The 25,954-nt window shown below is 75.0% G+C and carries 19 protein-coding genes, 1 rRNA gene and 2 pseudogenes; 18 read left to right on the forward strand and 4 right to left on the reverse strand.

Annotated elements, in window-relative coordinates:
• The 3 genes and pseudogenes from rrf to ACFVFS_RS35725 all read left to right on the forward strand — a co-directional run.
• Window positions 1-86 (forward strand): 5S ribosomal RNA (gene rrf / locus ACFVFS_RS35715); the annotation flags it as partial.
• Window positions 87-296: 210 nt separating this feature from the next.
• Window positions 297-1,043 (forward strand): annotated as a pseudogene (locus ACFVFS_RS35720) (hypothetical protein); the annotation flags it as partial.
• Window positions 1,044-1,748: 705 nt separating this feature from the next.
• Complete coding sequence (locus ACFVFS_RS35725) at window positions 1,749-2,639, forward strand: hypothetical protein (protein WP_380629090.1); 891 nt, start codon at window positions 1,749-1,751, stop codon at window positions 2,637-2,639.
• An 84-nt stretch (window positions 2,640-2,723) separates the two neighbouring features.
• Here ACFVFS_RS35725 and ACFVFS_RS35730 read toward each other — a convergent pair whose 3' ends face one another.
• Window positions 2,724-4,094 carry a DUF1015 family protein gene (locus ACFVFS_RS35730; protein ID WP_380629091.1) on the reverse strand — a complete coding sequence of 457 codons (1,371 nt, stop codon included), beginning with the start codon at window positions 4,092-4,094 and terminating at the stop codon, window positions 2,724-2,726.
• Between the two features lie 93 nt (window positions 4,095-4,187).
• Here ACFVFS_RS35730 and ACFVFS_RS35735 point away from each other — a divergent pair, with 93 nt between their 5' ends.
• Window positions 4,188-4,799, forward strand: a complete 612-nt coding sequence (locus ACFVFS_RS35735; protein ID WP_380629092.1) for a tetratricopeptide repeat protein — start codon at window positions 4,188-4,190, stop codon at window positions 4,797-4,799.
• 86 nt (window positions 4,800-4,885) lie between these two features.
• Window positions 4,886-5,929, forward strand: a complete 1,044-nt coding sequence (locus ACFVFS_RS35740; protein ID WP_380629093.1) for an HAD-IIA family hydrolase — start codon at window positions 4,886-4,888, stop codon at window positions 5,927-5,929.
• Window positions 5,930-5,948: 19 nt separating this feature from the next.
• Here ACFVFS_RS35740 and ACFVFS_RS35745 read toward each other — a convergent pair whose 3' ends face one another.
• The gene (locus ACFVFS_RS35745) at window positions 5,949-6,296 is read right to left on the reverse strand and encodes an SCP2 sterol-binding domain-containing protein (protein ID WP_380629095.1); all 348 of its coding nucleotides are present in this window, start codon (window positions 6,294-6,296) and stop codon (window positions 5,949-5,951) included.
• A 185-nt stretch (window positions 6,297-6,481) separates the two neighbouring features.
• Here ACFVFS_RS35745 and ACFVFS_RS35750 point away from each other — a divergent pair, with 185 nt between their 5' ends.
• The 4 genes from ACFVFS_RS35750 (at window position 6,482) to ACFVFS_RS35765 (ending at window position 9,382) form a co-directional block, all read left to right on the forward strand.
• Window positions 6,482-7,297, forward strand: a complete 816-nt coding sequence (locus tag ACFVFS_RS35750) for a hypothetical protein (protein WP_380629096.1) — start codon at window positions 6,482-6,484, stop codon at window positions 7,295-7,297.
• Window positions 7,290-7,535, forward strand: coding sequence for a hypothetical protein (locus ACFVFS_RS35755; protein ID WP_380629097.1), 246 nt, complete (start codon window positions 7,290-7,292; stop codon window positions 7,533-7,535). The genes ACFVFS_RS35750 and ACFVFS_RS35755 overlap by 8 nt, the downstream gene beginning before the upstream one ends.
• 45 nt (window positions 7,536-7,580) lie before the next feature.
• Window positions 7,581-8,387 carry a TlyA family RNA methyltransferase gene (locus tag ACFVFS_RS35760; RefSeq protein WP_380629109.1) on the forward strand — a complete coding sequence of 269 codons (807 nt, stop codon included), beginning with the start codon at window positions 7,581-7,583 and terminating at the stop codon, window positions 8,385-8,387.
• A 92-nt stretch (window positions 8,388-8,479) separates the two neighbouring features.
• A complete protein-coding gene (locus ACFVFS_RS35765) occupies window positions 8,480-9,382 on the forward strand; it encodes an NAD kinase (protein WP_380629099.1) in 903 nt (300 codons plus the stop codon).
• A gap of 37 nt (window positions 9,383-9,419) precedes the next feature.
• Here the strand turns inward: ACFVFS_RS35765 and ACFVFS_RS35770 are convergent, their stop codons facing one another.
• A complete protein-coding gene (locus ACFVFS_RS35770) occupies window positions 9,420-10,916 on the reverse strand; it encodes a PLP-dependent aminotransferase family protein (RefSeq protein WP_380629100.1) in 1,497 nt (498 codons plus the stop codon).
• Window positions 10,917-11,054: 138 nt separating this feature from the next.
• Between ACFVFS_RS35770 and ACFVFS_RS35775 the strand changes: the two genes are divergently transcribed.
• The 3 genes from ACFVFS_RS35775 to ACFVFS_RS35785 all read left to right on the forward strand — a co-directional run bounded on the left by ACFVFS_RS35775 (window position 11,055) and on the right by ACFVFS_RS35785 (window position 15,125).
• The gene (locus ACFVFS_RS35775; RefSeq protein ID WP_380629101.1) at window positions 11,055-11,918 is read left to right on the forward strand and encodes a YitT family protein; all 864 of its coding nucleotides are present in this window, start codon (window positions 11,055-11,057) and stop codon (window positions 11,916-11,918) included.
• A gap of 88 nt (window positions 11,919-12,006) precedes the next feature.
• Window positions 12,007-13,740, forward strand: coding sequence for a DNA repair protein RecN (recN, locus tag ACFVFS_RS35780; protein ID WP_380629110.1), 1,734 nt, complete (start codon window positions 12,007-12,009; stop codon window positions 13,738-13,740).
• Window positions 13,741-13,943: 203 nt separating this feature from the next.
• A complete protein-coding gene (locus ACFVFS_RS35785; RefSeq protein ID WP_380629103.1) occupies window positions 13,944-15,125 on the forward strand; it encodes a glycosyltransferase family 4 protein in 1,182 nt (393 codons plus the stop codon).
• Between the two features lie 73 nt (window positions 15,126-15,198).
• Here the strand turns inward: ACFVFS_RS35785 and ACFVFS_RS35790 are convergent, their stop codons facing one another.
• Window positions 15,199-17,199, reverse strand: coding sequence for a glycoside hydrolase family 15 protein (locus ACFVFS_RS35790; protein ID WP_380629104.1), 2,001 nt, complete (start codon window positions 17,197-17,199; stop codon window positions 15,199-15,201).
• Window positions 17,200-18,019: 820 nt separating this feature from the next.
• Here ACFVFS_RS35790 and ACFVFS_RS35795 point away from each other — a divergent pair.
• From ACFVFS_RS35795 to ACFVFS_RS35820, 6 genes and pseudogenes are all read left to right on the forward strand, one after another.
• Window positions 18,020-19,663: a CTP synthase gene (locus ACFVFS_RS35795; RefSeq protein WP_380629105.1), complete on the forward strand. Its 1,644-nt coding sequence runs from the start codon at window positions 18,020-18,022 to the stop codon at window positions 19,661-19,663.
• A gap of 107 nt (window positions 19,664-19,770) precedes the next feature.
• Entirely contained in the window at window positions 19,771-20,415 is a 645-nt protein-coding gene (locus ACFVFS_RS35800) for an NUDIX domain-containing protein (protein ID WP_380629106.1), read from the forward strand.
• Between the two features lie 198 nt (window positions 20,416-20,613).
• Window positions 20,614-22,773: a tetratricopeptide repeat protein gene (locus ACFVFS_RS35805; RefSeq protein ID WP_380629107.1), complete on the forward strand. Its 2,160-nt coding sequence runs from the start codon at window positions 20,614-20,616 to the stop codon at window positions 22,771-22,773.
• Window positions 22,774-23,032: 259 nt separating this feature from the next.
• Complete coding sequence (gene ald, locus ACFVFS_RS35810; RefSeq protein ID WP_380629108.1) at window positions 23,033-24,148, forward strand: alanine dehydrogenase; 1,116 nt, start codon at window positions 23,033-23,035, stop codon at window positions 24,146-24,148.
• Window positions 24,149-24,622: 474 nt separating this feature from the next.
• Window positions 24,623-25,690 (forward strand): ParA family protein, encoded by a 1,068-nt coding sequence (locus ACFVFS_RS35815; protein WP_376090262.1) that lies wholly within the window; start codon window positions 24,623-24,625, stop codon window positions 25,688-25,690.
• 41 nt (window positions 25,691-25,731) lie between these two features.
• Window positions 25,732-25,954 (forward strand): annotated as a pseudogene (locus ACFVFS_RS35820) (hypothetical protein); the annotation flags it as partial.

Consider the following 25,954-nt stretch of genomic DNA (forward strand, 5'->3'; position numbering starts at 1 on the left):
GTTACATTCCGAACCCGGAAGCTAAGCCTCACAGCGCCGATGGTACTGCAGGGGGGACCCTGTGGGAGAGTAGGACGCCGCCGAACAATCATTCAAAGCCGCGGCCCCCAGCGATTCGCTGGGGGCCGCGGCTTTTTGCGTATGTGCGCAGGTGTGCACGACCGGCAGAACGGGACTTCCGCCCAGACGCGGGGTGTCCCCGGATGCCGGACAATGGAGATGGTGCACGGCCAGAAGGCCGGCGCCGAACCGCGTGAGGGCAGTGGTGTTGCCCGATCCGCGGTGGAGATGAAGCAGCAGAAGGAGTCACCACGATGGCGAACCAGCCTCAGGACCGCCCCGAGCGTCGATCGGACGACGGCCGCGGCTACGAGCCCCGGTCTCGCGGGGGCTGGTCGAACGACCGTGGTCCGCGCCGCGACGACCGCAGGGACGACCGCCGCGACGACCGTGGCGGCTTCCGCCGGGACGACCGCCCGTCCGGCGGGTACGGCCGGGACCGCGATGACCGCGGTGGCGACCGTGGCGGCTTCCGCCGCGATGACCGTCCCTCGGGTGGTTACCAGGGTGGCGGCGACCGCGGTGGGTTCCGCCGTGACGACCGTCCGGCCGGCGGTGGCTTCCGCCGGGACGACCGCCCCTCGGGCGGGTACGACCGTGGTGGCCGTGACGACCGCGGTGGCGACCGTGGCGGCTTCCGTCGTGATGACCGTCCCTCGGGTGGTTACCAGGGTGGTGGCGACCGCGGTGGGTTCCGTCGTGACGACCGTCCGGCCGGTGGCGGTTTCCGCCGTGACGACCGCCCGGGTGGGTTCCGTCGTGACGACCGTGATGACCGTCCGCGCCGTGACGACCGTCCCTCGGGCGGCTACCAGGGCGGTGGCGACCGCGGTGGGTTCCGTCGCGATGACCGTCCGGCCGGCGGTGGCTTCCGCCGGGACGACCGCCCCTCGGGCGGGTACGACCGTGGTGGCCGTGACGACCGCGGTGGCGACCGTGGCGGCTTCCGCCGCGATGACCGTCCCTCGGGCGGCTACCAGGGTGGCGGCGACCGCGGTGGGTTCCGTCGCGATGACCGTCCGGCCGGTGGCGGTTTCCGCCGTGACGACCGCCCGTCCGGCGGGTACGGCCGGGACCGCGATGACCGTCCGCGCCGTGACGACCGTCCCTCGGGTGGTTACCAGGGTGGCGGCGACCGTGGCGGGTTCCGTCGCGACGACCGTCCCTCGGGTGGTTACCAGGGTGGCGGCGACCGCGGTGGGTTCCGCCGTGACGACCGTCCGGCCGGTGGCGGTTTCCGCCGTGACGACCGCCCGGGTGGGTTCCGTCGCGATGACCGTGATGACCGTCCGCGCCGTGACGACCGTCCGTTCCGCGACCGTGACGACCGTGGTGGCGACCGTGGCGGCTTCCGCCGTGACGACCGTCCGGGTGGGTACCAGGGCGGTGGCGACCGCGGCGGCTTCCGCCGTGACGACCGGGGCGACCGTGGTGGCGACCGCGGCGGGTTCCGCCGTGACGACCGGGGCGGCGACCGCGGTGGCTTCCGCGGCGGCCGTGACGACCGCGGTGGCGACCGCGGCGGCTTCCGCCGTGACGACCGGGGCGACCGGGGCGACCGCGGTGGTTACCGCGGCGGCCGCGACGAGCGCGGCGGCCGGGACCAGGACGACCGCCGTGGCAACTACGAGCCGGTCAAGCGCCTGCCGATCCCGGAGGACGTCACCGGCTTCGAGATCGACGCGGACGTGCGCCAGGAGCTCAAGAGCCTGCCCAAGACGCTCGCCGACGACGTCGCCCGCAACCTGGTGATGGTCGCCCGCCTGCTCGACAGCGAGCCGGAGGAGGCCTACCAGTACTCGCGCGTCGCGCTGCGGCTCGCTTCCCGCGTCGCCGCCGTCCGTGAGGCGGCCGGGTTCGCCTCGTACATGACCCAGCGCTACTCCGAGGCGCTGACCGAGTTCCGCGCCGCCCGCCGGATGACCGGCCGGGTGGACCTGTGGCCGGTCATGGCCGACTGCGAGCGCGGCCTGGGCCGCCCGGAGCGGGCGCTGGCGATGGCCGGCGAGCCCGAGGTCAAGCAGCTGGACAAGGCCGGCCAGGTCGAGATGCGCCTGGTCGCGGCCGGTGCGCGCACCGACATGGAGCAGTTCGACGCGGCCGTCGTCACCCTGCAGAGCCCCGAGCTGGCCTCGCCCGCCGTCCACCCGTGGACCGCGCGCCTGCGGTACGCGTACGCCGAGGCGCTGATCGCGGCAGGCCGTGGCGAGGAGGCCCGCGACTGGTTCGCCAAGGCCGCCGAGGCGGACACCGACGGCACCACCAACGCCGCCGAGCGCCTTGCCGAGATCGACGGTGTCGAGTTCGTGGACGCCCTCGACCCGGAGTTCGCCGAGGAGGAGGCCGAGCAGGCCACCGCCGAGCCGGTCCGCCGCAAGGGCGCCGAGGTCTCCGACGAGAAGGTCATCTTCGAGGACGAGGAGGACGTCGAGGAGTACTACGACGAGGACGACCTCGAGATCGACGAGGACTTCGACGGCGTGGTCCCCGAGCGTGCCTCCGACGCGGAGCGGACGGAGCAGGCCGAGCAGGCCGAGGAGTCGGACAAGGCCGCCAAGGCCGAGGAGTCCGACAAGTAGCCGTCGGACCTGACGGCGAGTGAGGCCCTGCCGCGCCCCGGGAGATCCCGGAGTGCGGCAGGGCCTCACTGCGTTGTGGGCGGGTCAGCCGAGTTCGAGGTTGCGCAGCACCAGCCCGGTGGCCGGCTTCGGTCCGAAGGAGGTGGACTTGCGGGGCATGGTGACGCCCTGCTCGGCGAGCCGCCGGACCACGCTCTCCCGTACCGGGTGCAGCAGGACGGCCGTCCCGCCGGTCCGGGCGGCCTCGCGCTCGGCGGAGACCGCGGTGTGCAGGTAGCCGATGTCGTCGGGGCCGTCGGGGATCCGCCAGGTGTGGTCGAGCAGGGTGGTGTGCAGCACGGTGGCGTCCAGGTGGCGCCACTCCTCGGGCTTGTCGTGCGGAACGGTGGCGTCGAGCAGGGTCTCGTCGGGGTCGCCGACGAGCCAGTAGACGCCGTCCCCGCCGGTGAGCAGGAATCCGCTGCCGCCGTGCCGCTTCTGCTCCGCGAGGGCCTGCAGGGCGCTCTCCAGCGGGCCGGGGACCTCCTTGACCCGCCACTGGTCGCCGAGCCGCCGCAGGGCGTCGGCGACCGGCAGGCGGTACAGCACCCGGTGGATGGCCCGCACCCGCAGCGGGTAGCGGGCGGTGTCGACCAGCAGCACCAGGCCGCGGTCCCAGGGGCTGCGCGGCAGGTGGCGGTGCTCGCGCTGAAGCCGCAGGTACATCTCCCAGCGGTGGTGGCCGTCGGCGATCAGGGCCCGGCAGGTGGCCAGGTCGCGGCCGACGGCGGCGATCTCGGCCGGGTCGGTGACCGCCCAGAGCCGGTGGTGGGTGCCGTCGGAGGTGGTCGTGGTGAGCAGCGGTTCGCCGCGCACCGCGCGTTCGACCACGCCGGACGCCCCGCCGTCGCCGCGGTAGGTGAGCAGCAGCGGTTCGAGGTTGGCCCGGGTGGTGCGCATCAGGCCGACCCGGTCGGCGACCGGCCGGGGCATCACGTCCTCGTGGGGGAGGACCACGCCGGCCTCGCTGCCGCTGATCGCGAGGGCGCCGATGAGCCCGCGCTGCAGCACCTCGGGGGTGTCGCCGGAGGCGGGCACGTACTGCTCGTAGACGTACAGGGCCGGGACGGGGTCGGGGGCGAGGACGCCCTCGCGCTGCCACTCGCGCAGCAGCCGGGCGGCGTGCCGGTAGCGGGTGTCGCGGTCGGGGCGGTCGCCGGTGTCCTCCGGCTCGGGTCGGGGCAGGATCAGCCGGACCACGTTGTGCGGGTCGGCGGTCTCCAGGTCGAGCCGGCGGCCGGGGTCGACGACGTCGTACGGGGGTGAGGTGACGGCGGCCAGGGCGCCGACCCGGTCGGGGACGTATCTCAGTCCGCGGAAGGGGGACAGGGACAGACCTGCGGTGGCGACGTGCCCGGGATCGCCGGGGCCGCCGTGCGGAGACTCCACTCCGCTTTCTGCACTGGGTGTGCTCATTCTGGGCATCGTAACCGGGTACGCGTTGTTCAGAGATCGGAACACCCGTGCCGGTCCGGCGGCCGGGTGTCGTGACCGAGGACGAGGTGCGGTGTGCACGAGGGCGACGAACGGGTGGACGGCACGGCAGGTGGCGGGGCCGGGGACGGTGGCGTGCCGGAGCAGCGGCGGTCCGGGGAGCCGGTGGGGGACGTCTACGAATGGTTCCGCCGGGGGGCGAAGCTGCTCGCGCAGGGCAACCCGGCGGCGGCCCAGCAGCTGCTGGCGCGGGCGGCCGCGGCGGAGCCGTCCTCGCGCAGCATCCGGGAGGCGCTCGCCCGGGCGCAGTTCGACGCGGGCTCGTACGCGGCGGCGCTGGAGAACTTCCGGGCGGTGGCGCTGGCGGATCCGTCGGACGACTACGCTCAATTCGGGTGGGGTGTGGCGGCGGCCAGGCTGGGGGACTTCGAGACCTCCGCCGAGCACCTGGCACTGGCCGTGGCGATGCGGCCGGACACCGACCACTACCGGGCCGCGCTGCGGCAGACCCGGGCGACGCTGGCGGCCCGCGCCGGGGCGTTCGGCCCGCTGCTGCCGGGCGCACCGGGGTACCTGGAGCCGCCGGCCGGGGCGGAGCACCCGGGGGAGGACGGGCCTTCCGAACCGGGGCCGGGAACCACGGCGGGTCCGGAGCCGACGGGTGAGCGGGACCGGCGGGACGGCTGAGGCCGGAGGGCCGGGTACCCGCGGCGCCGACGGCGCCGACGAGCACCGACGAGCACGACTGACGCGATGAGTGAGGTAGAGCAGGCATGACCGAGACGGCCACCACCGTGCGACGGACCGCCCCGGGCGGCAGCGAGCCGCCGCTGACCGAGGCGTACGACACGGCGCTGCTGGACCTCGACGGCGTGGTGTACGCCGGACCGAACGCGATCGAGCACGCCGTGGACGCGCTGGCGGCGGCCCGCGCGGCCGGGATGCGACTGGCGTACGTGACCAACAACGCTTCCCGCCCGCCCCGGGTGGTGGCCGCGCACCTGAGCGAGCTGGGCGTGCCGGCCGAGCCGGCGGACGTGATCAACTCCGCGCAGGCGGCGGCCCGGGTGCTCGCCGACAAGCTGCCGGCCGGGGCGAAGGTGCTGGTGGTGGGCGGCCTCGGGCTGGAGGAGGCGCTGGCCGAGCGCGGGCTCGTCGCGGTGCGGACGCTGGCCGAGGAGCCGCTGGCGGTGGTCCAGGGCTTCGACGCCTCGGTGGGCTGGACGCACCTGGCGGAGGCCTCCTACGCGGTGCAGTCCGGGCTGCCGTGGGTGGCGTCCAACACCGATGTGACGGTGCCGACGGCGCGCGGGATAGCGCCGGGCAACGGGATGCTGGTGGCGGCGGTGCGGGCGGCGACCGGGGTGGAGCCGGAGGTGGCGGGCAAGCCGCTGCCGCCGATGCACCGGGAGACGGTGCTGCGGACGGGCGCGAAGCGGCCGCTGGTGGTCGGCGACCGGCTGGACACCGACATCGAGGGCGCGTTCAACGGCGGGGTGGACAGCCTGCTGGTCTTCACCGGGGTGACGACCCCGGCGGAGCTGCTGGCGGCCCCGGCCGAGCACCGGCCGACCTATCTGGCGGCGGACCTGCGCGGGCTGCTGACCGGGCACGCGCCGGTGACGGCCCGGCCGGGCGGCGGCTTCTCCTGCGGCGGGTTCGACGCGGTGGCGCAGGACGGCGTGCTGCGGCTGGAGGGTGTCGGGGCGGACCGCTGGGACGGGCTGCGGGCGCTGTGCGCGGCGGCGTGGACGGCGCTGGACGCGGACGGCGAGCCGGTCGACGGCCGGAAGGCGCTGGCCGAGCTGGGGTTCTGAGGCCGGGTGTCCGGCCGGGTCAGAGCAGGGTGCGCAGTCGCAGCAGGTCGCGGAAGCCCGCCTCCAGCCCGACCCGGCCGGACATCCACGCGGAGGCGAAGTTGAGCCGGCCGCCGACCAGGGCGACCAGGTCGTCGCTGCTCATGGTGAGTCGGATGTCGGCCTTCCCGGCGGGGCTGCCGGGGGCCTCCTTGAGGTCCTGGATGCTGCCCTCGCGCAGCCGCCCGGTGAAGGTGAGGTCGAGGTCGGTGATCCGGCAGCTCAGCGAGCGGTCCAGCTCGGCGGCCTTGCGGACGTCGCCGGTGGCCTTGGCGAGGTTGCGGCTGAGCTGCTCCAGTGCCTCGCGGCACTCCTCGGCGTCGGCCATGGCGGCGGATCCCCTCCCTCGGCGGGCCGCGGCGCTCCGGCGGTCGGCCGGGCCCGGCGGCGGGTGACTGCCGGGCCACGGTACCGCAGGACGTATTTGGCGGTAGCGTCGTCCGTGGGATGCCCGGATTCGTCCGGGCGTCGACGCGACGGAGCGATGCGCGCAGGCGAATGGGAGGCACCCGGATGCTGCCGAGGACGGTGCGAGGAGCGGTGGCGGCCGCGGCCGTACTGGTGGAGGAGGTCGGCAAGCGGGTCGTCGGGACGGCGGCCGGCCTGTTGGAGAAGGGCGGGGTCGACGTCGCGGAGGTCGAGCGCCGGCTGGGCGGGCAGTTCCCGCCGTCGGCGCGGTCGCTCCAGACGCTGGCCGAGGAGGCGGTGACCGCCGGGCGGGCCGGGGTGGACCTCGCGGTGGGGGTGGCGCGCGGGGAGGTCGAGAAGGCCTTCGAGCGGGTCGGCGACCAGGTGACCAAGGTGGGGGTGGTGCTCGCCTACCTGGAGAACAAGCTGCGCGAGGTCGAGGAGGAGGACGCGGCGGAGCGGGACGGCGCCGTGCCGCCGCCGGCGCCCCGGGCCGGCGGGCTGTTCGAGGACGGCTGGGAGCGGGAGACGGCGGGTTCGGCGGAGGCCGAGCGGATAGCGGTGGACGAGCCGGTGGAGGTCGACCCGCCGGTGCCGCCGGCCGGGGCGGCTCCGGTGGCGCAGGCGGTCCCGCAGGCTCCGGCCGCGGAGGCGGCCCCGGCCCCGGCGAAGAAGGCGGCGGCCGGGAGGTCCGCCGAGGCGAAGAAGCCGGCCGCCGTGAAGAAGCCGGCCGCGAAGAAGGCCGCGGTGAAGAAGACGGCCGTCAAGAAGACCGCCGTCAAGAAGACCGCGACCGCCAAGCGGCCCCCGGCCGCCCCGCAGGCCGGCGAGGCCGTCGGCCAGGAGCAGCCGCCCGCCAAGCGGACCGCGACCCGCAAGACCACCGTCCGCCGGACCACCACGAAGAAGCCCGATGCCTGAACCGGAGCTCCCGGGCGATCCCGCCCCGACCCCCGTAGCCCCGCCGGTGCCGCTGCCCGGCACCGGTGAACCGCTGCCGCTCGGCGTCGAGCGGACCCCGACCGGCCACCCGGCGGTGGACGCCGGCCTGGCCCGGCTGGAGGTGCTGGACGGGGTGCCGACCGACGCGCACGTCGCCGTGTACGAAGATGTCCATCAGCGGCTGGCCGACACGCTGGCCGCCCTCGACCGGGACTGACCGGGCGAACGAGAACCACCCGTAGGAGCTGAAACACCAGTGGCAGTGGCACGACGCCGACTCGACGCGGAGCTGGTCCGCCGCAAGCTGGCCCGGTCGCGGGAGCACGCCTCCGAGCTGATCGCGGCCGGCCGGGTGACCGTCGGCGGGACCACCGCGACCAAGCCGGCCACCCAGGTGGAGACCTCGGCGGCGGTCGTGGTGGCCAAGGACGACAACGATCCCGACTACGTCTCGCGCGGCGGCCACAAGCTGGCCGGGGCGTTCGCGGCGTTCGTCCCGCAGGGCCTGGTCGTCGAGGGCCGCCGGGCGCTGGACGCGGGCGCGTCCACCGGGGGGTTCACCGACGTGCTGCTGCGCGCCGGGGCCGCGCACGTGCTGGCGGTGGACGTCGGCTACGGGCAGCTGGCCTGGTCGCTGCAGAGCGACGAGCGGGTCACCGTGATGGACCGCACCAACGTCCGCGAGCTGACCCCGGAGATGATCGGCGGCGCCGAGGTCGACCTGGTGGTCGGCGACCTGTCGTTCATCTCGCTGGGCCTGGTGCTGCCCGCGCTGGTCGGCTGCGCGGCCCAGGACGCGGACCTGGTGCTGATGGTCAAGCCGCAGTTCGAGATCGGCAAGGAGCGGCTGGGCAGCGGCGGGGTGGTGCGCAGCCCGCAGCTGCGTGCCGAGATGGTGCGCCAGGTGGCGGGGCAGGCGTGGGAGCTGGGGCTGGGCGTGCGGGCGGTCACCGCCAGCCCCCTGCCCGGTCCGTCCGGAAATGTCGAGTACTTCCTCTGGATGCGGCGGGACGCGCCCCCGCTGGATCCCGCGGAGGCGGACCGGGCCGTCGCCGAAGGCCCCCGATAGGGTGCTCTGCGGACGTCCGGTCCGTCATGCTGGGTGGCGCGGCCGTACCGGGCCGACGGGGACCCGGACGGCGTAGGGAGAGGGCAGCGGGCATGAGTGATGAACGTACGGTCTTCCTGATCGCGCACACGGGCCGCGAGGCGGCCCTGCGCAGCGTCGAAGGACTGGTGCACGGCCTGCTCAAGGCGGGGATCCGGATCAGACTGCTGGCCGCCGAGGCGGTCGACCTGGATCTGCCGGACGGGGTGGAGACGGTGCCCGGGGGCCCCGGCGCGGCGGACGGCTGCGAGCTGATCCTGGTCGCGGGCGGGGACGGGACGCTCCTGCGCGGGGCCGAGCTGGCCCGGGAGCACGGCCTGCCGATGCTCGGCATCAACCTGGGCCGGGTCGGCTTCCTGGCCGAGGCGGAGCGGGACGACCTGGCGGTGGTGGTCGAGCGGGTGGTCGACGCCGACTACGAGGTCGAGGAGCGGATGACCCTCGATGTGATCGTCCGCACCAACGGCGACGTGGTGCACCACGACTGGGCGCTGAACGAGGCCTCGATCGAGAAGGCCTCCCGGGAACGGATGCTGGAGGTGGTGACCGAGGTGGACGGCCGCCCGGTCTCCAACTTCGGCTGCGACGGGGTGGTGTGCGCGACGCCGACCGGGTCGACCGCGTACGCGTTCTCCGGCGGCGGGCCGGTGGTCTGGCCGGAGGTGGAGGCGCTGCTGATGGTGCCGATCAGCGCGCACGCGCTGTTCGCCCGTCCGCTGGTGGCCTCGCCGAACTCGGTGCTGGCGGTCGAGGTCCAGCCGAAGACCCCGCACGGGGTGCTGTGGTGCGACGGCCGGCGGTCGGTGGAGCTGCCCGCCGGGGCGCGGGTGGAGGTGCGCCGGGGGCAGACGCCGGTGCGGCTGGCCCGGCTGCACCGGGCGCCGTTCACCGACCGGTTGGTGGCGAAGTTCGGCCTGCCGGTGACCGGGTGGCGCGGCCGGGCCGACACCCACTGAGCGAGGCGGTCCGACGGTCCGCCGCAGCGGCGGACCGTCAGACCGCGAGCGGCTGGGTGTCGTCGGAGCCCTGCCAGCGCCCCGCCTCCTCGGCGCGGGCGGCGACCTCGGCCAGCCGCCGGACGGCGTCCGGCACGGCCGGGGCGGCCATGCTGAGCGGGATCCTGAGGTGGTGCTCGAAGGCGCCGTCGGAGCCGAACCGGTTGCCGGCGGCGATCCGGATCCCGGCGCGCTCGCCGGCCCGGGCCAGCGCCGCGCCGGACACCCCGCCGGTGGCGACCCAGAGCGCGAGCCCGCCCGGGGGCAGGGTGAACCGCCAGTGCGGCAACTGCTCGCGCAGGGCGGCGGACAGCGCCTCGGCGGTGTCCCGGAGCCGGTTCAGCTGGTGGGCGCGGACGGCGGGCAGGTCCTCGGTCAGCAGTTCGGCGGCGATCAGCTGGTCCAGGACGGGCGCGCCGACGTCGCTGTAGACCCGGGCGCCGGCCAGCCGCCGGACCAGGGCGGGTGCGGCGCGGACCCAGCCGATCCGCAGGCCGCCCCAGAGCAGCTTGCCGGCCGAGCCGACGGTGACCACCTGGGCCGCGCGGTCCAGGGCGGCCGTCGGGCGGGGCGGGGTGACGCCCTCCGGCAGGCCCCAGCCGAGCTCGGCGGTGGTCTCGTCGGCCAGCACGACGGTTCCGGCCGAGCGGGCGGCGGCGAGCAGCTCGCGCCGCTGCTCCTCGTCGATCAGCGCGCCGGTGGGGTTGTGGAAGTCGGGGATCACGTAGGCGGCCTTCGGGGTGGCCCCGCTCAGCACCCGCCGCCACTCGGTGAGGTCCCAGCGGAACGCCGGGGTGAGCGGCACGGGGACCAGCCGGGCCTCGGTGAGCCGCAGCGCCTGGAGGGTGTGCGCGTAGCTGGGCGCCTCGACGGCGACCCGGTCGCCGCGGCCGAGCAGGGCCTGGCGCACCAGGTGCAGGGCGCCCATCGCGCCGATGGTGATCAGGATCTGGTCGGGGGTGGTCGGCAGCCCGCGCTCGGTGAAGCGGCGGGCCACCGCCTCGCGCAGCACCGGGACGCCGGTGGGGTAGTGGCCGTGCCCGGCGGCGTACGCGGGCAGCTGTTCGACGGCGCGGGCGGCGGCCGCGGAGAGGAAGGGCTGCGGGGCGGGCAGCGCGGCGACGCCGAGGTCCAGGGTGCGGCCCTGCTCGTCCGGCGGCACCGGGTGCAGGGCGTCGCTGGGCGGGGCCGAGCCCTCGGGCAGGGCGGTCCAGCTGCCGGAGCCGCGCCGGCTGCGCAGGTAGCCCTCGGCCCGCAGGGTCTCGTACGCGGTGGCCACCGTGGTGCGGCTGAGCCGCAGGGCGAGGGCGAGCTCGCGTTCGGCGGGCAGCCGGGCGCCGACCGGCAGCCGGCCCTCGGAGACCAGCAGCCGGACCCGGGCGGCCAGCGTGCGGTAGGCGGGTCGGCGGGCGGCGCCGGGCGGTTCGGGCAGCCGCGCGGTGGCGAGCAGCCGGGCGAGCGCCGGGGACGTCACGGTGGTCTGCCAGTCGGTCATGGCTCATCAGTCCACTTGATGGGGATTGGCCCTGTCGAGAGCCGTATTGGCCTGGCCATCATGACAGGGCGGCCGTTGAGTCCGCCACCGCCGGGGCCGCGTGTCGCGGTGGTGCAGTACCACCTGCACGGAGAATCCATGGCCACCCCCGCGAGCACCCGCCCGTCCCCGTCCACCGCGTCGTCCGCCGCGCCGCCGCTCGCGCCGTCCGCCGCCGCCCCCGGGCGGCCGGGCCTCGCCGTCCGCGTGCTCGGCGACACCCGTGCGCTCGGCCGCCGGGTGCCGCAGCTGTTCGCCGGCCTCGCCCTGTACGGCGCCAGCATGGGCCTGATGCTCCGCTCCGGCCTGGGCCTGGACCCCTGGGACGTCTTCCACCAGGGCCTCCAGGGCACCTTCGGGCTCTCGGTGGGCGCGTGGGTGACGATCTGCGGTGCGCTGGTGCTGCTGCTGTGGATACCGATGCGCCAGCGGCCCGGCCTCGGCACGGTCGCCAACGTCCTGGTGATCGGCGCCGCGATGGACGCCACCGTGCGCCTCGTCGACGCGCCCGGCCCGCTCCCGGCGCGGATCGCGCTGATGGTCGGCGCGATCGTCCTCAACGGCCTGGCCACCGGCCTCTACATCGGCGCCCGGCTCGGCCCGGGGCCGCGCGACGGCCTGATGACCGGCCTGCACCGGCGCACCGGCCGCTCGCTGCGGCTGATCCGCACCGGCATCGAGCTGACCGTGCTGACGGCGGGCTTCCTGCTCGGCGGCACGGTCGGCGTCGGCACCGTCGCGTACGCGCTGGCGATCGGGCCGCTCGCGCAGTTCTTCCTGCCCTGGTGCACCGTCCCCGTCGCGGAACCGGGTGCGGGACGCGCCGCGGGACCCGCCGCGGGACCCGCCGTGGAGGCCGTCGTGGAACCCGTCGTGGAACCCGTTGGGGGACCCGCCGCAGGGCTCGCCGCGGGCCCCGCCGCCGGGCCGGGAACGGCGGTCGCGGACTCCCGGAACGGATGAACTTCGGGGCGCGGAGTTGCCGCGCGGCGTTGTCGCTCGTCGCGCGGCGGGGGCGGAACCTCGTAAGGTCGTCTCCGTGTTGGACGAGATGCGGATACGGGATCTTGGGGTCATCGACGACGCGGTCGTCGAGCTCGCCCCCGGCTTCACCGCCGTGACCGGCGAGACCGGCGCCGGCAAGACCATGGTGGTGACCAGCCTCGGCCTGCTGCTCGGCGGTCGCGCCGATCCGGGCCTGGTGCGCAACGGCAGCGACCGCGCGGTCGTCGAGGGACGCCTCGAACTGCCCGCCGGCTCCCCGGTGGCCGCCCGGGCGGTGGAGGCCGGTGCCGAGCTGGACGACGGCGCGCTGCTGATCAGCCGGACCGTCTCCGCCGAGGGGCGCTCCCGCGCCCACGTCGGAGGCCGGTCCGTCCCGGTCGGCCTGCTCGCCGAGCTCGGCGAGGACCTCATCGCCGTGCACGGCCAGACGGACCAGCAGCGCCTGCTGCGCCCGGCCCGCCAGCGCGGGGCCCTCGACCGGTACGCGGGCGAGTCCGTCGCCGAGCCGTTGGCCCGCTACCGCGAGGTCTACCGGCGGCTGCGCGAGGTCTCCGCCACCCTGGAGGAGCTGACCACCCGGGCCCGCGAGCGCGCCCAGGAGGCCGACCTGCTGCGCTTCGGCCTCGACGAGGTCGCCGCCGCCGAACCGGTGGCCGGCGAGGACGAGGAGCTGTCCGCCGAGGCCGAGCGGCTCGGCCACGCGGACGCGCTCTCCTCCGCCGCCACCCTGGCGCACGCCGCGCTGGCCGGCGACCCGGCCGATCCGGAGGCACTGGACGCGGGCACCCTGCTCGCCCAGGCCCGCCGCGCCGTGGACGCGGTGCGCCACCACGACGAGCGGCTCGCGGCCCTCGCCGACCGGCTGAACGAGGTCGGCTACCTGCTCGCCGACGTCGCCGGCGACCTGGCCGGCTACGCCGACGACCTGGACGCCGACCCGGTCCGGCTCGCCGCCGTCGAGGACCGCCGGGCCGTCCTGGCCCAGCTGCTGCGCAAGTACGGCGGCCCGGAGAACTCCCTGGCCGAGGTGATCGCCTGGGCCGAGGCCGGCGCCGCGCGGCTCGCCGAACTCGACGGCGACGACGACCGGATCGACGAGCTCGGCGCCGAGGAGACCGCGCTGCGCGCCGAGTTGGCCGACCTCGCGGTCGAGGTGTCGGCCGCCCGGCAGGCCGCCGCCGGGCGCTTCGCGGACGCGGTCTCCGCCGAGCTCGCCGAGCTGGCCATGCCGCACGCCCGGGTGACCTTCTCGATCAGCCGGCTCGACGACCTGTCCGGGATCGAGGTCGAGGGCCGGACCGTCGCCTACGGCCCGCACGGCGTGGACGAGGTCGAGGTGCTGCTCGCCCCGCACCCCGGCGCCCAGCCCCGGCCGATCGCCAAGGGCGCCTCGGGCGGCGAGCTGTCCCGGGTGATGCTCGCCGTCGAGGTGGTCTTCGCCGGCGCCGACCCGGTTCCCACCTACCTGTTCGACGAGGTGGACGCGGGCGTCGGCGGCAAGGCGGCGGTCGAGATCGGCCGCCGGCTCGCCAAGCTGGCCGAGAGCGCCCAGGTCGTCGTGGTCACCCACCTGCCGCAGGTGGCGGCCTTCGCCGACCGCCACCTGGTGGTCGAGAAGACCAACGACGGCACCGTGACCCGCAGTGGTGTCAAGGTGCTGAACGACGAGGAGCGGGTGCGCGAACTCTCCCGGATGCTGGCCGGCCTGGAGGACTCCGAACTCGGCCGGGCGCACGCCGAGGAGCTGCTCGCCGCGGCCCGCGCCCCCCGCCGCCGCTAGGGCGCCCCCTTCGCCGCTGGGGCGTGCGACCGGTCCGCTCGGGCGGCCCTCGCGGACCGGTCGCGACGCGCCCCGCCGGGGGCGCCGACTGTCCAAGAGGGCCGCCGACCTGGCATGGTGGCCGCTGGACACTGGCCTACCTGTCCCGAGCGCCGCCGGCGGGAAACCCCCGTCCGGGGCGCGCGTAGTTGATCGAGAGTCGGATGCGAGACGACGTGGACCATTCCGCCGCCCGGGCCGCCGCGGCCACCCCCGAACCGGGGCAGCTGCACGTGGTACTCGTCCTGGCCGCCAGTACGGGCGGCATCGGGGCGCACGTGCGCTCCCTGGCCCAGGGCCTGGTCGCACACGGAGTGACCGTCACGGTGTGTGCTCCCGCCGGCGCGGACGCGCTGTTCGGCTTCTCCCGCACCGGCGCCCGGTTCCACCTGGTGGACATCACCCCGACCGCCGGCGCCCGCAGCGACGCCACCGCCATCGGCGAGCTGCGCCGCGCCTTCACCGGCGCCGACGTGGTGCACGCCCACGGCCTGCGCGCGGCGCTGCTGTCCGACCTCGCGCTGCGCACCGCCGGCCGCTTCCCGGGCCTGCGCCCGGAGACGCCGCTGGTGGTCACCGCGCACCACGCGCTGCTCGCCACCGGCATGGAGCGCCGCCTCCAGCGGCTGATGGAGCGCCGGGTGGCGCGCGCCGCCGACCTCGTCCTCGGCGCCTCCTCGGACCTGGTGGCCCGGGCCCGCGAGCTCGGCGCCACCGACGCCCGGCTCGGCCCGGTCGCCGCCCCGCCGATGCCCGAGGGCCGGCTGGAGCGGGCGCGGGCCAGGGCCGCCGTGCTCGGCGGGGGGCCGGACCGCCCGCTGGTGCTGGCGGTCGGCCGGCTCGTCCCGCAGAAGGCGTTCGGACTGCTGCTGGACGCGAGCCGGGAGCTGTCCGCGGCGGATCCCCAGCCGCTGCTGCTCCTCGCCGGGGACGGCCCGGAGGCCGCCGGGCTGCGTGAGCGGGTGGCCGCCGAGAAGCTTCCGGTGCGGCTGCTCGGCTACCGCACCGACGTGCCCGACCTGCTGGCCGCCGCCGACGTGCTGGTGCTCGCCAGCCGCTGGGAGGCCCGTTCGCTGGTGGTCCAGGAGGCGATGCGGGCGGGCGTACCGGTGGTCGCCACGGCCGTCGGCGGCATCCCCGAGCTGGTCGGCGACGCCGCCGTCCTGGTCCCGCCCGGGGACGCGGCGGCGATCGGCCGGGCGGTGCGCGAGCTGCTGGCCGACCCGGCGCGCCGCGAGCGCCTGGTGGCGGCCGGCCGGCAGCAGGCCGAGACCTGGCCGGACGAGGCCGCCACCGTCGCCCAGGTGCTCAGCACCTACGACGAACTGGTGCAGCGCAACCGGTAGGGCCCCCTGACACGGGGGCGGCGGCCCGCACCGGTGGGTGCGGGCCGCCGCCCCGTCCGCCGTCCGGAACCGGTCAGACGGTGGCCTGCTCGCCGGCCCGGTCGGCGGCCAGGCCGTCCGGCTGGGCGGAGAGGTAGGCGCCGCCGCAGGCGGTCAGCCGCAGCGCGGTGTCGATCAGCGGGACGTGGCTGAAGGCCTGCGGGAAGTTGCCGACCTGCCGCTTGAGCCGCGGGTCCCACTCCTCGGCGAGCAGCCCGAGGTCGTTGCGCAGCGACAGCAGCCGGTCGAACAGCTCGCGCGCCTCCTGCACCCGGCCGATCATCGCGAGGTCGTCGGCCAGCCAGAACGAGCAGGCCAGGAAGGCGCCCTCGTGGCCGGAGAGGCCGTCGACGTTGTTGCCGCTCTCGTCGTGCGTCGGGTAGCGCAGCACGAAGCCGTCCTCGGTGGCGAGTTCGCGCTGGATGGCCTCGATGGTGCCGATGACGCGCTTGTCGTCCGGCGGCAGGAAGCCGACCTGGGGGATGAGCAGCAGCGAGGCGTCCAGCTCCTTGCCGCCGTAGTACTGGGTGAAGGTGTTGCGGCCCGGGTCGTAGCCCTTCTCGCAGACGTCCCGGTGGATGGTGTCGCGCAGCTCGCGCCAGCGCTCCAGGTGGCCGCCGGCCGGGGCGTCCTCGGGGGTCTGCTCCAGCAGCTTGATGGTGCGGTCGACGGCCACCCAGGCCATCACCTTGGAGTGGACGAAGTGCCGGCGCGGGCCGCGCACCTCCCAGATGCCCTCGTCCGGCACCTGCCAGTGCTCCTCCAGGTACTCGATGAGCCGCAGCTGGAGGTGGTGGGCGTGGTCGTTGCGGACCAGGCCGGTCATGTGGGCCAGGTGCAGCGCCTCGACGACCTCGCCGTAGACGTCCAGCTGGAGCTGGCCGGCCGCGCCGTTGCCGACCCGCACCGGCTGGGAGCCCTCGTAGCCGGGCAGCCAGTCCAGCGAGGACTCGGTCAGCTCGCGCTCGCCGGCGATGCCGTACATGATCTGCAGGTTCTCCGGGTCGCCGGCCACCGCGCGCAGCAGCCACTCGCGCCAGGCCCGGGCCTCCTCGCGGTAGCCGGTGCGCAGCAGCGAGGAGAGGGTGATCGCGGCGTCGCGCAGCCAGGTGTAGCGGTAGTCCCAGTTGCGCTCGCCGCCGATGTCCTCGGGCAGTGAGGTGGTGGGGGCGGCGACGATGCCGCCGGTGGGGGCGTAGGTGAGGCCCTTGAGGGTGATCAGGGAGCGGACCACGGCCTCCCGGTAGGGGCCCTGGTAGGTGCACTGGCCGACCCACTCGTGCCAGAAGTCGGCGGTGGCGTCGAGCAGTTCCTCGGCGTCCGGGGCCTTCGGCGGCTCCAGGTGGGAGGCCTGCCAGGTGAGGGCGAAGGCGATCCGCTCGCCGGCCGAGACGGTGAAGTCGGCGTAGGTGGTGAGGTTGCGGCCGTAGGTGTCGGCCTCGCCGTCCAGCCAGACCGAGTCGGGCCCGGCCACGGCGACGGTGCGGTGCCCGCCGTCGGCCTGCTCGACCCGGTGCACCCAGGGCACGACCCGGCCGTAGCTGAACCGCATCCGCAGCGCGGAGCGCATCCGCACGGTGCCGGCCACGCCCTCGACGATCCGGATCACCTGCGGGACGGCGTCCTTGCCGGCGAGCGGGCGGGGCGGCATGAAGTCGATCACCCGGACGGTGCCGCCCCGGACGTCCCACTCCTGCTCCAGGATCAGCGAGTCGCCCCGGTAGCGGCGGCGGTCGGCGGGTACGGCGGGGGCGGCGGCGGTGGGCGGGATCCGCAGGTCGCCGGTGTCGGTGAGCCGGATGCGTCCGGCGGTCGGCTCGGCGGGGACGGTCGCGGGCGCGGGCAGGTCGACCGCCACGGCCTCGGCCGGGCCGATTCGCCAGAAGCCGTGTTCGTCGGTGCCGAGCAGTCCGGCGAAGACCGCCGGCGAGTCGAATCGGGGCAGGCAGAGCCAGTCCACCGCGCCGTCCCTGCTGACGAGGGCGGCGGTCTGCATGTCCCCGATGAGTGCGTAGTCCTCGATACGGCCGGCCACGTGATCTCCAGTTCGCAATGTGGTCACGACGCATCGCGATCCGAGGGAGAGCCAGCGGGTACGGCGGGACCGGTGCCACCCCGGGACGTCCGGCCCTCCGCGGGTGGTGGCGGGCCTTGCTGGAGTGTCCGCGAGGGCTCGGTCGAGCCTCTGGGTGGGTGGGGAGAGCGGGAACGTGCGGGGAGGTCCGGTCGCGCATCGGGGACCGAGAGGTTCCTGACCCTCCCACGCCCTCCGCGTGCTCGTGTTGTCGGCGATGCGTCCGAGCAGCTTACGACGGACGAAAGGGGCGAAGCACGCGGGCGCAGCGGGAGGCCGCCCCGCATTTCGGGGGAAATACCGCGCATTGCGGGGACCGTCGTCAGGATGGCTCGGAAGGATCAGCTCCGGATGGCACGAAGTGGGGGTCCGGTGATGGCCCGGCCGAGCCGGTCCGGGCCCATGAGGGGTGGCCCGCTCGGGCCGGTGGTGCGACGCGTGTGACATCTGCGCCGGGTGGTGCGCCGGTGCCGCGCCCGGCGTACGCCCCGGGAGCGCCCCCGGCGGATCCCACCCGGGAATCCGGCCCGGCGACGCCGCGCGGGGGCGGCCCGGAACGCGTTCGAGCCGGGTCACTGTTACCCTGGTATCCCGTGGACCGGTGGGATCAAACGCCCCGGACCGGCCGAACCGACGACCCCCAGGGCGCCGTGCACCGCACCGCTCCTCCTTCGCCGGGACGGCAGCCGCGAGCCTCCCACCACGTCACCTTCGACTCGCGACCCACGGGAGCCCCCTCTTGGCACAGCCCCATTCCGGCAAGGCATCGAACGGCCGCGCCGTGACGACCAAGCACCTCTTCGTCACCGGGGGTGTCGCCTCGTCGCTCGGCAAGGGCCTCACCGCCTCCAGCCTCGGCGCCCTGCTCAAGGCCCGCGGCCTGCGCGTCACGATGCAGAAGCTCGACCCGTACCTCAACGTGGACCCGGGCACCATGAACCCGTTCCAGCACGGTGAGGTCTTCGTCACCGACGACGGCGCCGAGACCGACCTCGACGTCGGCCACTACGAGCGGTTCCTGGACACCAACCTGCACGGCTCGGCGAACGTCACCACCGGCCAGGTGTACTCGACCGTCATCGCCAAGGAGCGCCGCGGCGAGTACCTGGGCGACACCGTCCAGGTCATCCCGCACATCACCAACGAGATCAAGTCCCGGATCCGCCGGATGGCGACCGAGGACGTCGACGTGGTGATCACCGAGGTCGGCGGGACCGTCGGCGACATCGAGTCGCTGCCGTTCCTGGAGGCCGTCCGCCAGGTCCGCCACGAGGTCGGCCGGGACAACGTCTTCTTCGTGCACGTCTCCCTGCTCCCCTACATCGGCCCCTCGGGCGAGCTGAAGACCAAGCCGACCCAGCACTCGGTCGCCGCGCTGCGCAACATCGGCATCCAGCCCGACGCCGTCGTGCTGCGCGCCGACCGCGAGGTCCCGCAGGCCATCAAGCGCAAGATCTCGATGATGTGCGACGTCGACGAGGAGGCCGTGGTCGCCGCGATCGACGCCAAGTCGATCTACGACATCCCCAAGGTGCTGCACGGCGAGGGCCTGGACGCCTACGTCGTCCGCCGCCTGGACCTGCCGTTCCGCGACGTGGACTGGACCACCTGGGACGACCTGCTGCGCCGCGTCCACGAGCCGCAGCACATCGTCAAGGTCGCGCTGGTCGGCAAGTACATCGACCTGCCGGACGCCTACCTGTCGGTGACCGAGGCGCTGCGCGCCGGCGGCTTCGCCAACAACGCCCGGGTCGAGATCAAGTGGGTCACCTCCGACGACTGCGAGACCCCCGAGGGCGCGCAGGAGCAGCTGGGCGACGTCGACGCGATCTGCATCCCCGGCGGCTTCGGCGACCGAGGTGTCAACGGCAAGGTCGGCGCGATCACCTACGCCCGCGAGAACCGGATCCCGCTGCTGGGCCTCTGCCTGGGCCTGCAGTGCGTGGTCATCGAGGCGGCCCGCAACCTGGCCGGCCTGCCCGAGGCGAACTCCACCGAGTTCGACGCCGCCGCCAAGCACCCGGTGGTCTCCACCATGGCCGAGCAGCTGGCCATCGTCGACGGCAAGGGCGACCTGGGCGGCACCATGCGCCTGGGCCTGTACCCGGCCAAGCTCGCCGAGGGCTCGATCGTCCGCGAGGTCTACAACGGCGAGCAGTACGTCGAGGAGCGCCACCGCCACCGCTACGAGGTCAACAACGCCTACCGGGCCGACCTGGAGAAGACCGGTCTGATCTTCTCGGGTCTGTCCCCGAAGGGCGACCTGGTCGAGTACGTCGAGTACCCGCGCGAGGTGCACCCCTACCTGGTGGCCACCCAGGCCCACCCGGAGCTGAAGTCCCGGCCGACCCGCCCGCACCCGCTCTTCGCGGGCCTGGTGAAGGCCGCGATCGAGATCAAGACGGCCCCGGCCGACGCCGAGTAGGCCACGCGCGTTCCACACCCGCGTTCCACCGGACGGCGGCCCCGCGATTCCTGCGGGGCCGCCGTCCGGCGTTAGATTGTGTCGTACTGACGAAAAGGGGAGACGTGATGGACGACCGCAGCACCGCCGATGTCGCCGACCGGGCCGAGGAGTGGGAGGTCCGGGGGAGCAGCACGCCGTTCCAGGGCCGGGTCACCGGTGTGCGCACCGAGGAGGTCCTGATGCCCGACGGCAGCTGGGCCCGCCGCGACTACCAGACCCACCCCGGCTCGGTCGCGGTCCTCGCCCTGGACGACCGGCAGCGGGTGCTGATCCTGCGGCAGTACCGCCACCCGGTGCGCCAGCGCCTCTGGGAGCTGCCGGCCGGCCTGCTCGACGTGCCCGGCGAGAACCCGCTGCACGCCGCCCAGCGCGAGCTGTACGAGGAGGCGCACTGCAAGGCGGGCACCTGGCGGGTGCTGGTCGACTTCTACACCTCGCCCGGGGGGACGGACGAGGCGCTGCGGCTCTTCCTCGCCACCGACCTCGCCGAGGCGGAGGGGCGGCGGTACGAGGCGCACGGGGAGGAGCTGGAGCTGGTTTCCGCCCGGGTGCCGGTGGAGGAGCTGGTCCGGCGGATCCACGCCGGGCGGCTGCACAACCCCACCCTGATCACCGGCACCCTGGCGCTCTACGCGGCCCTGCACGGCCCGGACGGCCTGGACGCCCTGCGCCCCGCGGACTCCCCCTGGCCCGCCCGGCCGTTCTCCTAGGGGTTTGTCCCGCCTCCGGGCACTGTGGCCCGGTGCACGGGCCGTCCGGGGCGGGTACTTCGCCCGGCGGGGTGATTTGCCGGTTCGTACGACCGGATGTCACCTCGGCCGGAGCGGACGGTCGAACTACGCTTCGCAGACGGGGCGTCCGCTGCGGGCCGCCTCCGGTGAGCGCTGGCGACGTCGGGAGTGGCACGGGTGGCGAGGAAGACCGTGACGATGGAGGCCGGGCCCGGCGCGCCCGCCGAGCGCGTTCCCGGGCTGGACCGGCTGCCCGCCGGCCCCGGCCTGTTCGTCGGCCGGCGCACCGAGCTGGCCGCGCTGCGGGCCGCGGCCGCGCGCCCGGCGGAGGGCCGCAGCCCGGTCCTGGTGCTCGCCGGACGCCCCGGCTCGGGCCGGACCGCGCTGGCCGTGCGGTTCGCCGTCACGGTCGCCGCCCAGTACCCCGACGGCGTGCTCTTCGCCCGGCTGTCGGCCCCCGACGGCGGGCGGGTGCCGCCCGCGCGGGTCGCCCGCCGGCTGCTGGAGCAGCTCGACGCGGGCACCGCCGGCGCCCCGCTGCCCGGCGCCGCCGAGGACGGCCGGGAGGACCCGGCGTGCGTCGCGCTGCGCGGGGCGCTGGCCGGGCGGCGCGTCCTGCTGCTGCTGGACGACGTCCGGGACGCCGGGCAGCTGTGGCCGCTGCTCGCGGACGAGCCGGACTGCCTGGTGCTCGCCACCACGGCCGGGCCGCTCACCGGGATCGAGCACATCGACCCGGTGATCCTCGGCGGGCTGGACCGCCCGGCGGCCGCCGACCTGCTCGGCGATCTGGTCGGCGGGACGCGGATCGGCTGCGACCCGGTCGGCGCGGCCGACCTGGCGGAGGCCTGCGGGTCCCAGCCGGCGGCCCTGCGGCTGATGGCCGGGCGGCTGCGCGGCAATCCGGAGCTGGCGGTGACGGAGGCGGCGAAGGAGCTGGTGCGGGCCGTCGCCGAGGCCTCCGCGCCGGGGACCGCGGCCGGGGGGGAGGGGAGGGCCGGGAAGCCCGCCGAGGAGGCGAAGGCCGCGCAGGCCGAGAAGCCCGCGCAGTCCGAGAGGCCCGAGAAGCCCGAGGCGTCCGCGAAGCCGGAGAAGCCGGAGAGGCCCGCGCCGGGCAGGAGGAGGAAGGGGAGCGCCGGGGCGGAGCCGAAGGCCGCCGTGCCGGGGCCCGTCGCGCCGGGGCCCGTCGTGACGCCGCCCCCGGCGGAGCCGGCCCGCGACCCGGCCGCCTGGGTGCGGCCGGGGCCGGAGCCCGCCGAACCCGTCCCGGTGCCGGACAACGACCCGCTGGTCGGCGCCTTCACCCTCGCCTACGCTGGCCTGCCCGCCGCGCAGGCGCGGATGCTGCGCGCGCTCACCCTGGCCCCGGCCCAGTGCGCGGACCTGCGCACCGCCTCCGCGCTGGTCGGCTGCCCGGCGCCGGAGGCCGCCGGGACGTTGGCCGTGCTCGCCGAGCGGGAGCTGCTCACCGAGGAGCCGCCGGCCGCCGACGGCACCGCCCGCTACCGCGTCCCCGGCCGGCTGCACCCGCGGCTGGTCCGGCTGCGCGAGCGGGACGACCGGCCCGCCGAGGTCGAGCTGGCCCGGGCCCGGCTGCTGGAGCGGATGGTGCGGCTCACCGAGTCCGCCCGGGCGCTGCTGGACCCGGCCGGCGGCCCGGGTCCCGACCCGCTGCCGGGACCGCTGCGGCTGACGTCCGCCGCGCACGCCCGGCAGTGGCTGCTCGGCGAGCGCGACCTGCTGCTCGGCGCGGTCGCCGACGCGATCGGCCAGGGCGACCTCGACGGCTCGGCCGGCCGGCTGGTCACCGCCCTGCTCCGGGCGCTGCCGCTGACCGGCGCCGCCGCCCCGGCCGACCTCTACCAGCTGCACCAGCTGGTGCTGACGGTGGCCGAGCGGCACGGCCGCCCGCGCCGGGCCTCCGCCGCGCTGCTCAACCTGGGGGACCTGCAGGCCGCCGCGGGCCGCTGGGAGCAGGCCTCGGGCCACTACCGGGCCGCCCTGGAGCACGCCAGGGCCGCCGACGACGAGGCGCTCTGTGCCCGCGCGCTGGAGGGCGCGGCGGGCTGCCACCGGGCGCTCGGCGACGCGGTGCGCGCCGCCGACTGGTACGGGCGGGCGCTGGGCCTGCGGCAGGCCCTGGGGGACCACGCCGCCGAGGCCCGGCTGCTGGCCAGGGTCGCCGAGGCGCACACCGCGCAGCGCCGCTTCGAGGAGGCCGAGCGGGAGTACCGGGCGTCCCTCGCGGTGCTGCGCAGGCTCGGCGACGAGCACGGCCGGGAGGCTGTCGGCACCGCCCTCGCGGAGCTGCGGGAACGCGTCGCCGCCGGGTGGTAGCGGGCGGTTCAGGAGTATTGTCGAAGATGCCCGGTCGGTACGGCTTTGGCAGGAAGATCGCGAGGGAAGCCTACGAACTTGCCAATGCATCCGGCAGATTTATTCACTTTGGAAGGCTGACAGGCCGCCTGGGCTTCATTACACTCGACTCAGCGCGCAGCGATCCGTGCCCCGGTGTCGTCCGGAGGCTTCCCCCCGTGCGCGTCGCCCGCCGGTCTTCTCCGGTAGGGACCCCCATGGCAAGAGGACGTGTTTAGCCGTGAAGGTCGGCATCCCCCGCGAGGTCAAGAACCACGAGTACCGCGTGGCCATCACGCCTGCCGGTGTGCATGAGCTGGTCCGCAACGGACACGAGGTCTACATCGAGGACAACGCCGGTGTCGGCTCCTCGATCCCGAACGAGGAGTACGTGGCCGCGGGTGCCACCATCCTCCCCACCGCCGACGAGGTGTGGGCCACCGCCGACCTGGTGCTGAAGGTCAAGGAGCCCATCGCGGAGGAGTACCACCGCCTGCGCAAGGGCCAGACGCTCTTCACCTACCTCCACCTGGCGGCCGACCGGGCCGGCACCGACGCGCTGGTCGCCTCCGGCACCACCGCGATCGCGTACGAGACCGTGCAGCTCGCCAACGGCGCCCTGCCGCTGCTCGCCCCGATGTCCGAGGTCGCGGGCCGCCTGGCCCCGCAGGTCGGCTCGTACCACCTGATGCGCCCGGCCGGCGGCCGCGGCACCCTGCCGGGCGGCGTTCCCGGCACCCACCCGGCCAAGGCCGTCGTCATCGGCGGCGGCGTCTCCGGCTGGCACGCGGCCACCATCGCCATCGGCATGGGCTACGACGTGACCCTGCTGGACCGCGACATCAACAAGCTGCGCGAGGCCGACAAGATCTTCGGCACGAAGATCAAGGCCATCATGTCCAACGCCTTCGAGCTGGAGAAGGCCGTCGTCGAGGCCGACCTGGTCATCGGCGCCGTGCTGATCCCGGGCGCCAAGGCCCCCAAGCTCGTCACCAACGAGCTGGTCTCCCGCATGAAGCCGGGCTCCGTGCTCGTCGACATCGCCATCGACCAGGGCGGCTGCTTCGAGGACTCGCACCCGACCACGCACGCCGAGCCGACCTTCCAGGTCCACAACTCGGTCTTCTACTGCGTGGCCAACATGCCGGGCGCCGTCCCGAACACCTCCACCTACGCGCTGACCAACGCGACGCTGCCGTACGTCGTCGAGCTGGCCAACCGCGGTTGGAAGGAGGCGCTGCGCCGCGACGCCGCGCTGGCCAAGGGCCTGAACGTGCACGAGGGCCAGATCACCTTCGCCGCCGTCGCCGAGGCCTTCGGCCTGGAGTCGGTCTCCCTGGAGACCGTCCTCGCCTGAGTGTGACGCGTATTGCCCCCGGCCCGGTGCACTCCGGGCCGGGGGCTTCGCCGTGCCCGTGCACAGGGGGTCACCGGAACTCTCCGGCCGCGGTGTGAACGAGGGGTGAATCCGGTGGTGACATCGGGAATTGCGGGGGCGGGTCGCTCTGTCGTCAATTTCCGTCGGTCGTGTCACCCGACCCCGGAAACCCCGGAGTCACGGGCCCTCGCTCCCCTTGACAGGGGGCTGCCCGATAGTCGACACATCCTGCCCACTACCGTGGATTGTGTTGCTGCGAACGCCTTGAACGGCCTAGAGTCGCAAACCGTCGGCATGCTGCCACGCTGACGAATCGACATAGAGTCCTGGATGCCCAAGGAGGTAAGACGACTTGTGAATGAGTCGACATTTGCTCCCGGGGGTGGTCAGCCAGGACTGGCGGCGCACACCGCCGGCCAGCCGAGTGAGGAGCCCGGGGCCAGGCAGCCCTCCGTGGGTTCGGCCGAGGTCGGCTCGGTCGCTCTCCGTACTTTCGAAGCACGCCAGAACACAGCACAGGTGACCACGGTGACCGACTACGACGCCGAACTGCCGGCCCACGGCCTGGCCTACGGCGAGTTCGCCTACGGCGCCTACGACGACCCCGACGCCGAGTACGAGCCGGACCCGGAGTACGCGGCCACGCTCGCCCCGGACGCCGCCCGCCAGCGCCGCGAGCGGATCGGCCCGACCGGCCGTCCCCAGCCCTACTTCCCGATCCCCGCGCCGGTGGCCGAGCACGGTCCCGCGCAGATCATCGCGATGTGCAACCAGAAGGGCGGCGTCGGCAAGACCACGTCGACCATCAACCTGGGCGCGGCGCTCGCCGAGTACGGCCGCCGTGTGCTGCTCGTCGACTTCGACCCGCAGGGCGCCCTCTCCGTCGGCCTCGGGGTCAACCCGATGGAACTCGACGTCACCGTCTACAACCTGCTGATGGAGCGCGGGCTGACGGCCGATGAGGTGCTGCTGAAGACGGCCGTGCCGGGCATGGACCTGCTGCCGTCCAACATCGACCTCTCCGCCGCCGAGGTGCAGCTGGTCAGCGAGGTGGCCCGGGAGTCCGCGCTGGCGCGCGCCCTGAAGCCGCTGCTGCCCGACTACGACTACGTCATCATCGACTGCCAGCCCTCGCTGGGTCTGCTGACGGTCAACGCGCTGACGGCCGCTCACAGCGTCATCGTCCCGCTGGAGTGCGAGTTCTTCGCGCTGCGCGGCGTCGCGCTGCTCACCGAGACCATCGAGAAGGTCTGCGAGCGGCTCAACCCCGAGCTGCGGCTGGACGGCATCCTCGCCACCATGTACGACTCGCGCACCGTGCACAGCCGCGAGGTGCTGGCGCGCGTCGTCGAGGCGTTCGGCGACCACGTCTTCCACACCGTCATCGGGCGGACCGTGCGCTTCCCGGAGACCACCGTCGCCGGCGAACCGATCACGACGTACGCGACCAATTCGGTCGGTGCCGCCGCCTACCGCCAGCTCGCCAGGGAGGTGCTCGACCGGTGCCGCCCCGCCGAGTGAGTCTCCCGGGTGCCGACGAGCTGTTCCGAACCACCGGTGGGATGGCGCTGTCGCCGTCCCTCGCGTCGCGTTCGGCCGCCGAGGCGCCCAGACCGGAGACCGCGCGGGCGGTCAACGGCGCCGGTGACGCGGACGGCGCCGAGGGCGTCGACGGCTCCGGCGCCGGCGGCGAGGGCCAGGAGCACGCCGAGGGAGGCCCCGAGGCCGGCGGGGACCAGGCCGGGCGCGCGCCGCGCCGCGGGCCGGGAGCGGCCACCGTGCCCG

The sequence above is a fragment of the Kitasatospora sp. NPDC057692 genome (genome assembly GCF_042799475.1).
Taxonomy (GTDB): Bacteria; Actinomycetota; Actinomycetes; order Streptomycetales; family Streptomycetaceae; genus Kitasatospora.